The 12,995-nt window shown below is 61.0% G+C and carries 13 protein-coding genes; all 13 read left to right on the top strand.

Features of this window, described 5'->3' with window-relative positions; genetic code table 11:
- The first annotated feature begins 16 nt into the window (after window positions 1–16).
- The gene (gene benC / locus CKW17_RS02140) at window positions 17–1,030 is read left to right on the top strand and encodes a benzoate 1,2-dioxygenase electron transfer component BenC (RefSeq protein ID WP_095118491.1); all 1,014 of its coding nucleotides are present in this window, start codon (window positions 17–19) and stop codon (window positions 1,028–1,030) included.
- A gap of 21 nt (window positions 1,031–1,051) precedes the next feature.
- Window positions 1,052–1,813, top strand: coding sequence for a 1,6-dihydroxycyclohexa-2,4-diene-1-carboxylate dehydrogenase (locus CKW17_RS02145; protein ID WP_095118492.1), 762 nt, complete (start codon window positions 1,052–1,054; stop codon window positions 1,811–1,813).
- 23 nt (window positions 1,814–1,836) lie between these two features.
- Window positions 1,837–2,958, top strand: a complete 1,122-nt coding sequence (locus CKW17_RS02150) for a muconate cycloisomerase family protein (protein ID WP_095118493.1) — start codon at window positions 1,837–1,839, stop codon at window positions 2,956–2,958.
- Window positions 2,959–2,973: 15 nt separating this feature from the next.
- Entirely contained in the window at window positions 2,974–3,264 is a 291-nt protein-coding gene (catC, locus tag CKW17_RS02155) for a muconolactone Delta-isomerase (RefSeq protein ID WP_095118494.1), read from the top strand.
- A 163-nt stretch (window positions 3,265–3,427) separates the two neighbouring features.
- Window positions 3,428–4,345: a catechol 1,2-dioxygenase gene (catA, locus tag CKW17_RS02160; RefSeq protein WP_095118495.1), complete on the top strand. Its 918-nt coding sequence runs from the start codon at window positions 3,428–3,430 to the stop codon at window positions 4,343–4,345.
- Window positions 4,346–4,849: 504 nt separating this feature from the next.
- Window positions 4,850–5,896 (top strand): isopenicillin N synthase family oxygenase, encoded by a 1,047-nt coding sequence (locus CKW17_RS02165; RefSeq protein ID WP_095118496.1) that lies wholly within the window; start codon window positions 4,850–4,852, stop codon window positions 5,894–5,896.
- 27 nt (window positions 5,897–5,923) lie between these two features.
- Window positions 5,924–6,733: a MetQ/NlpA family ABC transporter substrate-binding protein gene (locus CKW17_RS02170; RefSeq protein WP_038365769.1), complete on the top strand. Its 810-nt coding sequence runs from the start codon at window positions 5,924–5,926 to the stop codon at window positions 6,731–6,733.
- Window positions 6,730–7,530 (top strand): methionine ABC transporter ATP-binding protein, encoded by an 801-nt coding sequence (locus CKW17_RS02175; RefSeq protein WP_095118497.1) that lies wholly within the window; start codon window positions 6,730–6,732, stop codon window positions 7,528–7,530. Before CKW17_RS02170 ends, CKW17_RS02175 begins: the two co-directional genes overlap by 4 nt.
- Window positions 7,527–8,198 carry a methionine ABC transporter permease gene (locus CKW17_RS02180; RefSeq protein ID WP_007950374.1) on the top strand — a complete coding sequence of 224 codons (672 nt, stop codon included), beginning with the start codon at window positions 7,527–7,529 and terminating at the stop codon, window positions 8,196–8,198. Before CKW17_RS02175 ends, CKW17_RS02180 begins: the two co-directional genes overlap by 4 nt.
- Window positions 8,199–8,206: 8 nt before the next feature.
- Window positions 8,207–9,763 carry a sugar ABC transporter ATP-binding protein gene (locus tag CKW17_RS02185; protein ID WP_095118498.1) on the top strand — a complete coding sequence of 519 codons (1,557 nt, stop codon included), beginning with the start codon at window positions 8,207–8,209 and terminating at the stop codon, window positions 9,761–9,763.
- Window positions 9,756–10,781 (top strand): ABC transporter permease, encoded by a 1,026-nt coding sequence (locus tag CKW17_RS02190; protein WP_077572501.1) that lies wholly within the window; start codon window positions 9,756–9,758, stop codon window positions 10,779–10,781. Before CKW17_RS02185 ends, CKW17_RS02190 begins: the two co-directional genes overlap by 8 nt.
- A gap of 23 nt (window positions 10,782–10,804) precedes the next feature.
- Complete coding sequence (locus CKW17_RS02195) at window positions 10,805–11,860, top strand: substrate-binding domain-containing protein (protein WP_095118499.1); 1,056 nt, start codon at window positions 10,805–10,807, stop codon at window positions 11,858–11,860.
- A 148-nt stretch (window positions 11,861–12,008) separates the two neighbouring features.
- Window positions 12,009–12,674: a sulfite oxidase-like oxidoreductase gene (locus tag CKW17_RS02200; protein ID WP_095118500.1), complete on the top strand. Its 666-nt coding sequence runs from the start codon at window positions 12,009–12,011 to the stop codon at window positions 12,672–12,674.
- The last annotated feature ends 321 nt before the right edge of the window (window positions 12,675–12,995 follow it).

The raw sequence follows: 12,995 nt of genomic DNA on the forward strand, positions 1-12,995 counted from the left end.
CACGGCGAGGTGCACCATGAATTTCCAGATCGCGCTTAATTTTGAAGACGGCGTCACCCGTTTCATCGAGGCTGGCGGCCATGAAACCGTGGCCGACGCGGCGTATCGCCAAGGCATCAACATCCCGCTGGACTGCCGTGACGGCGCCTGCGGCACCTGCAAATGTTTCGCCGAAGCCGGGCGGTACGAAATGGGCGACAACTTCATTGAAGATGCCTTGAGTGCTGACGAACTGGCGCAAGGTTATGTGCTGACCTGCCAGATGCGTGCTGAAAGCGATTGCGTCGTGCGAGTGCCGGCCGGCTCGCAAGTGTGCAAGACCGAACAGGCGAATTTCCAGGCCTCGATCAGCGCTGTCCGGCAGTTGTCCGAGAGCACAATCGCGCTGTCGATCAAGGGCGAGGCGCTGAGCAAACTGGCGTTTCTGCCGGGGCAATACGTCAACCTGCAGGTGCCCGGCAGTGAGCAGAGCCGCGCTTATTCCTTCAGCTCGTTGCAGAAGAACGGCGAGGTCAGCTTTCTGATTCGTAACGTGCCTGGTGGCTTGATGAGCAGCTTTCTCACCGGGTTGGCCAAGGCCGGCGACAGCATGAACCTGGCGGGGCCTTTGGGCAGTTTCTACCTGCGCGAGATCAAGCGGCCGCTGCTGTTGTTGGCGGGCGGCACCGGCCTGGCACCGTTCACCGCGATGCTGGAAAAGATCGCCGAGCAGGGCAGTGCGCACCCCGTACATTTGATCTACGGCGTGACCAACGATTTCGATCTGGTCGAACTCGATCGTCTCGAGTCCTTCGCCGCACGGATCGCCAATTTCAGTTTCGGTGCCTGCGTGGCCAACCCGCAGAGTGCGCATCCGCTCAAGGGTTACGTCACCCAGCACATCGAGCCGCGCCACCTCAATGAAGGCGATGTCGACGTCTACCTCTGCGGCCCGCCGCCGATGGTCGAAGCGGTCAGCCAATACATCCGCGAGCAGGGCATCACTCCCGCGAATTTCTACTACGAAAAATTCGCCGCTGCGGCTGCCTGAAACCCTTCTTTCGAGGTTGTCATGAACAACAGATTCTCCAACAAGGTCGCACTGGTCACCGGCGCGGCGCAGGGTATCGGCCGTCGTATGTGCGAACGCCTGCTGAACGAAGGCGCACAAGTCGTCGCCGTCGACCGCTCTGAACTGGTTCACGAAATGCGAGGCGAGGGCGTTCTCGCGCTGTCTGCTGACCTTGAGCAATACGCCGATTGTGCACGGGTCATGGCCGAAGCCATCAACACCTTCGGCCGACTCGACATCCTGATCAATAACGTCGGCGGCACGATCTGGGCCAAGCCGTTCGAGCACTACGAAGTCGAACAGATCGAAGCGGAAGTGCGCCGCTCGCTGTTCCCGACCCTGTGGTGCTGCCACGCCGCGCTGCCGTACATGCTCAAGCAAGGTTGCGGCGCCATCGTCAACGTTTCATCGATTGCTACCCGCAGCGTCAATCGCGTGCCGTACGGCGCGGCCAAGGGCGGCATCAATGCGCTGACCGCGTGCCTGGCTTTCGAAAACGCCGAGCGCGGTATTCGCGTCAACGCCACCGCGCCGGGTGGCACCGAAGCACCGCCCCGGCGCATCCCGCGCAATGCCGCCGAACCGTCGGCGCAGGAGCAGGCCTGGTATCAGGAAATCGTCGCGCAAACCCTCGACAGCAGCCTGATGAAACGCTACGGCAGCCTCGACGAACAGGTCGGCGCGATCCTTTTTCTGGCCTCCGATGACGCCTCGTACATCACCGGCGTGACTTTGCCGGTCGGTGGCGGCGACCTCGGTTGATCACGTTTTCAAGGGACACAGACATGCAGAGAATTCTGATTGAAAGCGTATCGACGATCATCGTCGATCTGCCGACCATTCGCCCGCACAAACTGGCGATGCACACGATGCAAAAACAGACCCTGGTGATCCTGCGCCTGCGCTGCAGCGATGGTATTGAAGGCATCGGTGAAGCCACCACCATCGGCGGCCTCGCTTACGGTTATGAAAGCCCGGAAAGCATCAAAGCCAATATCGACGCGCATCTGGCTCCAGCGCTGGTGGGTATGGACGCCAATAACATCAACGCGGCGATGCAGCGGCTCGACAAGATCGCCAAGGGCAACACCTTCGCCAAGTCCGGTATCGAAAGCGCATTGCTCGATGCGCAAGGCAAGCGCCTCGGACTGCCGGTCAGCGAGTTGCTCGGCGGCCGCGTGCGTGACAGCCTCGAAGTGGCCTGGACTCTGGCCAGCGGCGACACCGCCTGCGACATCGCCGAAGCCGAGCAGATGCTCGAAGCCCGTCGCCATCGCATCTTCAAATTGAAGATCGGCGCCAAACCGCTGGAACAGGACCTCAAGCACGTCGTGGCGATCAAAAAAGCCTTGGGCGAGCGCGCCAGTGTGCGGGTCGACGTTAACCAGTATTGGGACGAATCCCAGGCGATTCGCGGCTGTCAGGTACTGGGTGACAACGGTATCGACCTGATTGAACAGCCGATTTCGCGGGTCAACCGCTCCGGGCAGATTCGCCTGAACCAGCGCAGCCCGGCACCGATCATGGCCGATGAATCGATCGAAAGTGTCGAGGATGCTTTCAGCCTCGCGGCCGACGGCGCTGCCAGTGTATTCGCCCTGAAGATCGCCAAAAACGGTGGCCCGCGCGCCGTATTGCGCACCGCACAAATCGCCGAGGCCGCCGGCATCGCGCTGTACGGCGGCACCATGCTCGAAGGCTCCATCGGCACGCTGGCCTCGGCGCATGCCTTCCTAACGTTAAGGCAACTGACCTGGGACACCGAGCTGTTCGGCCCGTTGTTGCTGACCGAAGACATCGTCACTGAAACGCCGCAGTACCGCGATTTCCACCTGCACATCCCGCGAACTCCAGGCCTTGGCCTGACGCTGGATGAAGAGCGTCTGGCGCGTTTTCGCCGCCACTGAATCAGGAGAACCAGCATGTTGTTCCACGTAAAAATGACCGTGAAATTGCCTGTCCGTATGGACCCGTCGCTGGCCACCCGGCTCAAGGCAGACGAGAAGGAACTGGCCCAACGGCTGCAACGCGAAGGCGTCTGGCGGCACCTGTGGCGCATCGCCGGGCACTACGCCAATTACAGCGTGTTCGATGTGCCGAGTGTTGAGGCCCTGCACGACACGCTGATGCTTTTGCCGTTGTTTCCCTACATGGACATTGAGGTTGATGGTCTGTGCCGGCATCCGTCGTCGATCCACAGCGACGACCGCTGACCCAACCCGGTCCTTGTAGGAGTGAGCCTGCTCGCGATAGAGGTGTTTCATTCAGCATCGATGGCAACTGGCAGACCGCTATCGCGAGCAGGCTCACTCCTACAAGGGACGGTGCTGGAACTCAAGAACTGCGCCAACAAAACAACAAGATAAGGTAACCACCATGACCGTGAAAATTGCCCACACCGCCGAGTTGCAATCGTTCTTCAAAGAAGCCGCCGGTTTTACCAACGACGACGGCAACTCCCGGCTGAAAACCATTGTCCTGCGCATCTTGCAGGACAGCGCCAAGATCATCGAAGACCTCGAAATCAGCGACGACGAGTTCTGGAAAGCCGTCGACTACCTCAATCGTTTGGGCGCTCGCTCGGAAGCAGGGCTGCTGGTTGCCGGCCTCGGTCTTGAGCACTTTCTCGACCTGTTGCAGGACGCCAAGGACGCACAGGTCGGCTTGACCGGCGGCACGCCACGCACCATCGAAGGCCCGTTGTACGTAGCCGGCGCGCCCCTGTGCGAGGGTGAATGCCGAATGGATGACGGCAGCGAAGAGGGCGTCGCCACCGTCATGCACCTTGAAGGCCAGGTATTCGATCTTCACGGCCAACCATTGGCCGGTGCCACCGTTGATCTGTGGCACGCCAACACCAAGGGCACCTACTCGTTTTTCGACTCGAGCCAGTCAGAGTACAACCTGCGCCGCCGCATCATTACCGACGCCGAGGGCCGCTACCGCGCTCGCAGTATCGTGCCGTCCGGCTATGGCTGCGACCCGCAGGGGCCGACCCAGGAATGCCTGAACCAGCTCGGCCGCCATGGCCAGCGCCCGGCGCATGTGCATTTTTTCATCAGCGCACCGGGGCATCGGCACCTGACGACGCAGATCAATCTGTCGGGTGATCAATATTTGTGGGATGACTTCGCCTATGCGACCCGTGAAGGGTTGGTCGGGGAGGTGGTGTTCCGTGAAGATGCGGTGTCGGGGCGTTATGCCGAGCTGAAGTTCGACTTCCAGTTGCAACCGGCGCCGGACGCCAGTGCCGAACAACGCAGCCAACGGCCGCGTGCGTTGCAGGACGCTTGATACCGAGTCGTCTGGTTCCCTCACCCTAACCCTCTCCCAGAGGGAGAGGGGACTGACCGCGTTGTTGTTAAGCATCACGCCGACCTGAACAGTTTGTGCCGAATCCACAATCGACTCGGTCGTTCAGGTCGATGTATCGCGATAGACACCTCGGTCGGCTCCCTCTCCCTCTGGGAGAGGGCTGGGGTGAGGGGACTGATCGGAATGATCTTGAGCGCTACGTCGACCTGAATGCTTTGTACCGAATCCAACCCGGTTTTTCAGGTCGGCGCATAACGCAAGACACCTCGGTCGGCTCCCTCTCCCTCCGGGAGAGGGCTGGGGTGAGGGGAAATCAGGCCTAAGGTAATGCGAAAAAGATATTGGCTCTGCATTTTTAAGATCGTTTAGTTTTGTCGCAACGACGAATCAAAACGCATCAAACCGATAGACCCCCGATTGCCATGACGGCACACGCTGAATCGATCACAGGTTTTTCAGGTTTGATTCACACGGGAGTGAATCATGCCGCATACCCTCGACATCACCGCATTACCGACGCTGGACCTGTCCCAGTTCGAAGGCACAGCACAGCAGCGCTACGAGTTTCTCGAAAACCTGCGCCACGCCGCCCGTGACGTCGGGTTCTTCTACCTGACCGGTCACGGCATCGACAGCGCTTTGCTCAAGCAGGTACAGGAACACGCTCGCCAATTCTTCGCCTTGCCCGACAGCGAAAAAACCGCCGTCGGTATGATCAATTCACCGCACTTTCGCGGTTACAACCGTGCCGCCTCGGAGATCACCCGTGGCCAGCCCGATCTGCGTGAGCAGTTCGATCTGGGCGCCGAGCGCGAGGCGTTGCCATTGACGGCGAACAGCCCGTTCTGGGAGCGGCTGCAAGGCCCCAACCAATGGCCGGCGGCACTGCCGCAACTGAAACCTTTGCTGCTCGAATGGCAGGAGGCGATGACGCGGATGTCGTTGCGCCTGCTGCGTGCGTTTGCTCAGGCACTGTCGCTACGGGCCGATGCGTTTGATCAGCTCTACGGCGACAAGCCCAACGAACACATCAAGCTGATGCGTTATCCCGGCCAGTCCAGCGAGTCGAGCCACCAGGGCGTCGGTGCGCACAAGGATTCCGGTTTCCTCAGCTTCCTTCTGCAAGACCAGCAGGCCGGTTTGCAGGTCGAGATCGAAGAGGGCCGCTGGATCGATGCGTTGCCGCGCGAGAACACCCTGGTGGTGAACATCGGCGAACTGCTCGAACTGGCCAGCAACGGTTATCTACGCGCCACGGTGCATCGCGTGGTTTCGCCACCGGCGGGTAGTGAACGCCTGTCTGTCGCGTTCTTCCTCGGTGCGCAACTCGACGCTGTGGTGCCGCTGTATCCGCTGCCCACCGCACTGTTGCGCGAGGCGCGCGGGCCGGCGAGTGATCCGCTCAATCCGTTGTTTCGCGATGTCGGCTGGAACTACCTCAAGGGTCGTTTGCGCTCGCATCCGGATGTCGCGCAGCGCTTCTACGCCGATGCGCTGCTGCCACCGCCGCCCGTTCGAAAATCCGCCTGACTCATCACTCGCTCAAGGACTCCGCACATGATCAAGAAAGCAGGTTTGACCCTGGCCGTGCTCGGCGCGCTGGTGACGTCGTTCGGTGCGCAGGCGCTGGAGCCGTTGCGCGTCGCCGCCGACCCGGTGCCTCACGCGCAGATTCTGGCGTACATCCAGAAAATCGATCCGCAACTGAACCTCAAAGTCATCGAGATCCCCAACGGGGTGAACTCCAATGAGCTGTTGGTGCACGGTGATGTCGACGCCAATTACTTCCAGCACCTGCCGTACCTGAAATCCCAGGAAAAGGCCCTCGGCGAAAAACTCGCGGTGGCCGCCACGGTGCATATCGAGCCCTTGGGCATCTACTCGCACCGGCACAAAAGCTTCGCCGACGTGCCGGTAAAAGGCACCGTCGCCGTGCCCAACAACGTCACCAACCTGAGCCGCGCGCTGTACCTGTTGCAGGACAACGGCCTGATCAAGCTCAAACCCGGCTTCAACGATCCTGCGGCCGATCAGGCAACACCCAAGGACATCGCCGAGAACCCGAAACAGCTGAAGATTCTCGAGATCGAATCGCCGCAGATTCCGCGCTCGCTGGACGACGTCGATCTGGCCGTGATCAACGGCAACTACGCGCTCGACGCAGGCCTGGTGCCGGCCAAGGATGCCTTGGGCCTGGAGAAGGCTGAACACAATCCCTACGCCAACATTCTGGTGACCACACCCAAGCTCGAACACGACCCGCGTATTGCGCAACTGGCCAAGGACCTGACGTCGCCCGAGGTCGCCAAATACATCAGCGACAACTTCGCCGGTTCGGTGATTCCGGTGGCGGGCGGCAAGCCATGATCGCCGTCGAGCAGTTGAGCAAGACCTATCCTTCGGCCGCGCAACCGGCACTCGATCAGGTTTCACTGAGCATTCCCGACGGCGCGGTCTACGGGATTCTCGGGCGTAGCGGGGCGGGCAAGTCGACGCTGCTGCGTTGCCTCAATCTGCTCGAACGACCGGACAGCGGACGCATTGTGCTGGATGGCGTTGACCTGACGACGCTGTCGGTCAGTGAACTGCGCCAGCAGCGCCAGCGCATCGGCATGATCTTCCAGGGCTTCAACCTGCTGCATTCACGCACGGTGTTCGACAACATCGCGGTGCCGTTGGAGATCGCCAAGGTGGGCAAACCGTGGCGCCACGTACGGGTCCGCGAACTGCTGGAGCTGGTTGGCTTGAGTGACAAGGCGCAGGCCTTTCCCTCGCAGTTGTCCGGCGGGCAGAAACAGCGCGTCGGCATTGCCCGCGCTTTGGCCGCTGAGCCGGCGTATTTGCTCTCGGACGAGGCCACCAGTGCGCTCGATCCGGAAACCACCGCGTCGATCCTTGAACTGCTGCGCGACATCAATCGGCAACTGGGCGTGACCATCGTGCTGATCACCCATGAACTGGAGGTGGTCAAGTCGATCTGCGATCACGCTGCGTTCATGGCCAACGGGCGTCTGGTCGAAGCCGGGCCGGTGCCAAGGCTGCTGGCTGATGCGCAATCGCAACTGGGCGCTTCGCTGCGGCCGACCTGTGGCTTGCCGCTGGGCCACGCTGAGCCAGGCCTGAGTTTTCTCAAGCAATACGGCGTACGGGCGGCGCACTCATGAACCGCACGGTCAATTGGGATGAAATCCTGCAACTGGTGTTCAACGCCACCGGTGAAACCCTGTACATGGTCTTGCTTGCGGGGCTGTTCACGCTGCTGATCGGCTTGCCGCTGGGCGTGTTGCTGTTTATCAGTCGCCGCGACGGACTGTTGCCGATGCCACGCTTGAATGCCGTGCTGGGTGGCGTGGTCAACCTCGGCCGTTCGCTGCCATTCGTGGTGATGCTGATTGCCCTGATCCCGCTGACGCGGCTGGTGGTCGGCACAACGCTGGGCAGCACCGCCGCCGTGGTGCCGATCACCATTGGCGCGTTTCCGTTCTTCGCGCGCATCGTCGAAAACGCTCTGGACGAAGTCGACAAGGGGCGCATCGAAGCGATCCTCGCCATGGGCGGCGACATCGGTCATGTGATCTTCAAAGTGCTGTTGCCCGAAGCGCTGCCGGCGTTGCTCGCAGGCATCACTCTGACGTTGGTGATGCTGATCGGGTTTTCCTCGATGGCCGGGGTGATCGGCGGTGGCGGGCTCGGTGATCTGGCGATTCGTTACGGCTATCAGCGGTTCAACAATGAAGTGATGGTTGCCACGGTGGTGGTGTTGGTGATCCTCGTCCAAGGCGTGCAAAGCCTGGGTGATCGATTGGTTCGTTCGCTGGCGCATCGCCGCTAAGGAATTGTATGAGTGTGCCGGTCGCTATAGTTCGCGAGCCACTGATTCGTGTGCGTGAGTTGAGCAAGATATTTGGCGCGAGCCGGGCGCTGGATGCCGTCAGCCTCAACATCTATCCCGCCGAAGTGGTGGCGCTGCTCGGTGCCAATGGCGCGGGCAAGTCGACCTTGGTGAAGATTCTCGCGGGCAGCCAGAGCGCCGACGCTGGCGAGATCTGGCTGGAGGGCGCGCCACGCCATTTCAGTTCGCCGCTGTCGGCGCGGCGCTTCGGTATTGTCGCGGTGCATCAACAGATCAACGAGGGCATCGCACCGGGTTTGAGCGTCGCGGAAAACCTTCTGCTCGATGAACTGTGCAAGCCGGACGCGGACTTCTGGCTCAATCGTAAACGCCTGCTGGAGCGCGCTGCGAGCATCGCCGCCGGGCTGGGTTTGACCTTGCCGCTGGAGCAGCCAATCGAACATCTCGGTCAGGCCGAACGGCAATTGGTGGTGCTCGCTCGAGCCTTGGCTTTGCAGCCGCGCCTGCTGATTCTGGATGAGCCGACGGCGGCGCTTTCCGATGCCGAAGCGCAGCGCTTGTTTGGTTTGATCGACACCTTGCGCAGTCGCGGCGTGGCGATTCTGTACATCTCCCATCGACTCTCCGACCTGCAACGCGTGGCGGATCGCGCCATCGTTTTGCGCGATGGCCAGTTCGCGGGCGAGTTCACCGCTCGGCAATTGCCGGAAGCGGTGAGCGCCATGCTCGGGCAGGCGCTGGCCGAACATGTTTACCTGCCACGCGTGGCCGGACGCGAAGTGTTGAAACTCAACGCCATGCAAATTCTGCCGCGCTCCGCCGCGTTCGATCTGAGCCTGCACGAGAATGAAGTGGTGGTGCTGACCGGGCTGCTGGGCGCCGGTAAAAGTGAAATCGCCGAGGTGCTGTTCGGCCTGCGTAAAGCCACCTCGGGCCCCGTGCAACTGGATGGCGCGGACTGGCGTGCGGACTCGCCACGTCAGGCCATTCAAAGCGGGGTGTTCTTCGCGGCCGAAGATCGCGCCAGTCAATCGTTGGTGCCGGATTTCTCTTTGCGTCGCACCCTGACTTTGCCGTTTCTTGAACGCTTTACCCGCGGCGGTTTCATCCGCAACCGCGCTGAAGCAGCAGCGGTCGAAACGCAAGTCGCAGCGCTGGGAATCAAGACTGCCGGTATCGATGTGCCGATGAGCGCACTGTCGGGCGGCAATCAACAGAAAGTCGTGCTCGGCCGCTGGCTGCTCGGCGAAGGGCGGGTATTGATCCTCGATGAACCCTTTCAAGGCGTCGACGTGCGTGCTCGCCGCGACATCGGCCAACTGCTGCGCGACAGCGCCAAGGGCCGGGCGACGTTGGTGATTTGCGCCGACGTCGATGAAGCGCTGGAAATTGCCGATCGCATCCTGCTGGTGCGCGATCACGCGGTGGTCGCCGAGTACCCACGCGCTGGCCTCAATCGTGCTGATCTGGTCGCCGCACTGGCCGGCAGCGACGTGACCGAACATTCCCCTCAAGCCACGCCAAGGAGCAGAGCGAGTGCCTGATTCAAGTTCACTGTTATCGACCGAGCCGGCACGCGCCGAGCGTCTGTTGCACGGGTTGATCCGCTACGGCCTGCTGTGGCTGCTGGCGCTGATCGTGGTGTTTTTCAGTGTGGCCGAGCCGGCATTTCTGCGCGTCGGCAACCTGTTCAGCATCCTGCAATCGGTGTCGATTGTCGCGCTGCTGGCGCTGGGCGTGACGTTGACCATGGCGGTCGGCGGCCTCGATCTGTCGATTGGCGCTGTGGCGGCGATGAGCCTGATGATCGCCAGCTACGTGATGGTCGTGCTCGGCTGGGGCGCGGTGCCGGCGGTGTTGATCAGTCTGGCGGGCGGGGCGCTGGTCGGCCTGCTCAACGGTTGGCTGATCGTCAAGTTGCGGGTGCCGGACATTCTCGCGACGCTGGGCAGCATGTTTCTGGTAATCGGCGTGCAACTTATTCCCACGGGCGGGCGCTCGATTGCGGTAGGCATGACGCTGCCCAGCGGAGAAGAGACCGAAGGTACGTTCAGTGCTGCGTTTCTGGCGCTGGGGCGTGGGCGGTTGTGGGAGGTGGTACCGATTCCGGTGTTGATCACGAGCGTGGTCGCGATTGCGGTATGGCTGTTTCTCGAACGCACGCGCATTGGTCGTTTGTTTTATGCGATCGGCGGCAACGAGCAAGCGGCGCGCTTGGCCGGTGCGCCGGTGCAGCGCTTCAAATTGTTGGCTTACGTGCTCTCGGCGTTGCTCGCATCGCTCGGCGGATTGTTGCTGGCGGCGCGTTTGGGCCGCGGCGACGTCAGTTCCGGTAACGGTCTGGTGCTGGATGCCCTCGGTGCGGCGCTGATCGGTTTTGCCGTGCTTGGTGCGAAGAAACCCAATGCTTTCGGCACGCTGGTCGGTGCGCTGCTGGTGGCAGCGCTACTCAACGGCCTGACCATGCTCAACGCGCCATATTACGCGCAGGATTTCGTCAAGGGACTGGTGTTGGTGCTGGCCCTGATGTTCACGTTCGGCCTCGCGCATCGGGCGCGTTGAGCCGCTTTATGCAAGGAAGTTGTATGCACGGTTCAATCACACAATTCGCCCGTCACTGCCTCGCCGGTGCGTTGCTTTCGGCGATGGCACTGAGCGCTCAGGCCAAAGCCTTGCCCGGCGCACCCGCACCGTTCGACAAAGGTCAGGTGCAGATCGCGCTGGTTGGGTATTTGTTCTCCGGGGACTTCCCCGAGGCGTACTTGCGTGGCGTGGAAAAACAGACCGAAGCGCTCGGTGCGAACCTGCGCGTATTCGATGCCCGGCAGCAAGCGGCGAGTCAGGGCGAGATGATCGATCAGGCGGTCGATCTCGGCGTCGACGGCATCATCGTTCAGCTCGGCCTGGCCGAAACCCTGAAAGCACCAATCGATCGGGCGATCGCCAAAGGCATCAAGGTCGTCGCCTTCGATGTGGATCTAAACACGCCGCAAGTGACCCAGGTCGAGCAGGATCACCATGCGCTGGCGCGTCTGGCTCTCGATCAAGCCGTCAAGGACAACGGCACGCAGTTCGATGCCGGCTACGTGTACATCAGCGGTTTTACGCCGATGGAGCGCCGCGACGAGATCTGGAGTCAGGTCAAGAAAGCCAATCCGGGGATCGTCGAGAAGGCGCGCTTTGGCACGCTGAATCCGCCGATCGCCAACTCGGTGGCGGATCAGGCCAGCGCCGTTCTGCGCGCCAATCCGGGCATCAGCGTGATTTTTGCGCCGTTCGATGAGTTTGCCAAAGGCGCGAAAATTGCCGTCGATGAGGCAGGGCTGACGAGCAAGGTGAAGATCTACAGCGCCGATATTTCCACCGCCGATATTCAGATCATGAAAGAGCCTGACAGCGCCTGGGCGGCGACGGCGGCGGTCAATCCGCAAGTGGCCGGGGCGATCAGTGTGCGCAGCCTGGCGATGTTGATTGCCGGGGAAAATCCGGGGCATCAGGTACTGGTACCGCCGACGCTGATTACCCGCCAGCAGTTGCTGGATCTGGATGTGAAGAATGTTCGAGATCTGGCGCAGAAGCTTCCGAGCTTTGGTGATACCGCGAATGTCGCGCGGGCGTCGTGGATTCCCGTGGCCAACTAGATCCTCCTACCGACAACGATCCCCTGTAGGAGCGAGCCTGCTCGCGATAGCGTCAGGTCTGTCGACATCTTTGGCGCCTGACCCAGCGCTATCGCGAGCAGGCTCACTCCTACAGGGGATTGGGGGCACCCTTGAAAATGGAGTGACTATGCATAACAAAGCCTCACGCTTACGCAAAAGCCGTTCCCCGAAATCCGATCCGGCGCTCGGTAATCGACTGCCCCCGGGCCAGGTGCTGACGGAGCGTTTTCCAATTCTCCACGAAGGTGAAATACCGGAATACGACCTCGCCAACTGGTCGCTGCGCCTGTTCGGCACGCTCGCACAGCCAATCGAATTACGTTACGCCGATCTACAGGCACTGCCGCAACGGCAATTGCGCTGCGACATCCATTGCGTGACGCGCTGGTCGAAGTTCGACACCGAATGGAGCGGGGTGCATCTGCAGGACCTGTTGCAGGCGTTCGATCTCCAGCCAGCCTCGGCGTTCGTCATGGTCCATGCCGACCACGATTACCAGACTAACTTGCGACTTGAGGATCTGCTGCACCCCGACACTCTGCTGGCCACCCATTACGCCGGCCAGCCGTTGACCGCGCAACATGGCTGGCCGCTACGGCTGGTGGTGGCGGGGCGGTATTTCTGGAAGAGCGCAAAGTGGCTGCGCGGGCTGGAATTTGTTGAACAGGAACAGCCGGGTTTCTGGGAGCAGAACGGCTTTCATCTGCACGCTGATCCGTTTGCCGAGCAGCGATTCAGTGGGGATGAACTGGATATTGCCGAGGATGCCTGGCTGGAAAAAGCGTTCGATTAAGTAGTGCCCGACGCAGATCAAAACTGTAGGAGTGAGCCTGCTCGCGATAGCGGTTTTAAATTCAACGGTGATGTCGACCGATGTACCGCTATCGCGAGCAGGCTCACTCCTACAGGAGACTGCATTTCAATCTAAAAAATTGGTGTTAGTTGGTTCAGGTGTTGGCTCAGCAACACTTCTGTTGAACTAAGAGCACTCCTTTAGAGCGATCTAACCTAAGCGTTATTGGTTCTTTTACGGCCCGCAGCCGCTCGTCTAGCATCGGCTTTCAAGGGGAAACGTCTCACGCTGGGGAAACTGCAACTCACCGTAAAAAAGCTT

The organism is Pseudomonas sp. Irchel s3f10 (assembly GCF_900187515.1).
GTDB classification, from domain to species: Bacteria; Pseudomonadota; Gammaproteobacteria; order Pseudomonadales; family Pseudomonadaceae; genus Aquipseudomonas; species Aquipseudomonas tensinigenes.

Coding starts and splice junctions, on each gene's coding strand:
- benC (WP_095118491.1), top strand. CDS start 17: ATGAATTTCCAGATCGCGCTTAATTTTGAAGACGGCGTCACCCGTTTC.
- CKW17_RS02145 (WP_095118492.1), top strand. CDS start 1,052: ATGAACAACAGATTCTCCAACAAGGTCGCACTGGTCACCGGCGCGGCG.
- CKW17_RS02150 (WP_095118493.1), top strand. CDS start 1,837: ATGCAGAGAATTCTGATTGAAAGCGTATCGACGATCATCGTCGATCTG.
- catC (WP_095118494.1), top strand. CDS start 2,974: ATGTTGTTCCACGTAAAAATGACCGTGAAATTGCCTGTCCGTATGGAC.
- catA (WP_095118495.1), top strand. CDS start 3,428: ATGACCGTGAAAATTGCCCACACCGCCGAGTTGCAATCGTTCTTCAAA.
- CKW17_RS02165 (WP_095118496.1), top strand. CDS start 4,850: ATGCCGCATACCCTCGACATCACCGCATTACCGACGCTGGACCTGTCC.
- CKW17_RS02170 (WP_038365769.1), top strand. CDS start 5,924: ATGATCAAGAAAGCAGGTTTGACCCTGGCCGTGCTCGGCGCGCTGGTG.
- CKW17_RS02175 (WP_095118497.1), top strand. CDS start 6,730: ATGATCGCCGTCGAGCAGTTGAGCAAGACCTATCCTTCGGCCGCGCAA.
- CKW17_RS02180 (WP_007950374.1), top strand. CDS start 7,527: ATGAACCGCACGGTCAATTGGGATGAAATCCTGCAACTGGTGTTCAAC.
- CKW17_RS02185 (WP_095118498.1), top strand. CDS start 8,207: ATGAGTGTGCCGGTCGCTATAGTTCGCGAGCCACTGATTCGTGTGCGT.
- CKW17_RS02195 (WP_095118499.1), top strand. CDS start 10,805: ATGCACGGTTCAATCACACAATTCGCCCGTCACTGCCTCGCCGGTGCG.
- CKW17_RS02200 (WP_095118500.1), top strand. CDS start 12,009: ATGCATAACAAAGCCTCACGCTTACGCAAAAGCCGTTCCCCGAAATCC.